Source organism: Actinomadura sp. BRA 177, assembly GCF_013372625.1.
Lineage (GTDB): Bacteria > Actinomycetota > Actinomycetes > Streptosporangiales > Streptosporangiaceae > Spirillospora.
Map to the genome: position 1 here is coordinate 1 of NZ_JABXFD010000438.1, position 853 is coordinate 853.

Here is an 853-nt window from a genome sequence, read left to right on the forward strand (position 1 = left end):
GCCGCATCCCGCACGGCCCCTTCCGCCCCGGCGACCAGGTTCAGCTCACCGACCCCAAGGGCCGCATCAACACCATCACCCTGCAGCCCGGCAAGCTCTACCACTCCCACAAGGGCTCCGTCCCCCACGACGACATCATCGGCAGCCCCGAAGGCAGCGTCTTCCGCTCCACCGGCGGCACCGAATACCTCGCCTTCCGCCCCCTCCTCGCCGACTTCACCCTCCGCATGCCCCGCGGCGCCGCCGTCGTCTACCCCAAGGACGCCGCCCAGATCATCGCGATGGCCGACATCTTCCCCGGCGCCCGCGTCATCGAGGCCGGCGCCGGATCCGGCGCCCTCACCTGCTCCCTCCTGCGCGCCGTCGGCGAACACGGCCTCGTCTCCTCCTACGAGCGCCGCCCCGACTTCGCCGACATCGCCCGCGGCAACGTCGAGAAGTTCTTCGGCGGCCCCCACCCCGCCTGGCGCCTCACCGTCGGCTCCCTCGAACACGCCCTCACCGAGACCGACGCCGACCGCGTCGTCCTCGACATGCTCGCCCCCTGGGAGACCCTCGACGCCGTCGCCAAGGCCCTCATCCCCGGCGGCATGGTCTGCGCCTACATCGCCACCACCACCCAGATGTCCCGCGTCGTCGAAGACCTCCGCGCCCAGGGGAGCTTCGCCGAGCCCTACGCCTTCGAGACCATGCTCCGCTCCTGGCACGTCGACGGCCTCGCCGTCCGCCCCGACCACCGCATGGTCGGCCACACCGGCTTCCTCGTCACCCCGTCTCCTATACACATCTGACGCTGCCGCCGAAGAGGGAAGTGTAGATCTCAGCGGTCACCGTCACATACAAACAAAGAACA

The 853-nt window shown here is 70.0% G+C and carries 1 protein-coding gene; it reads left to right on the forward strand.

All coding sequences use genetic code 11. The features are described from left to right. Positions 1-5: 5 nt before the first annotated feature. Entirely contained in the window at positions 6-791 is a 786-nt protein-coding gene (locus HUX53_RS26340) for a tRNA (adenine-N1)-methyltransferase (protein WP_176405912.1), read from the forward strand. Positions 792-853: the final 62 nt, after the last annotated feature.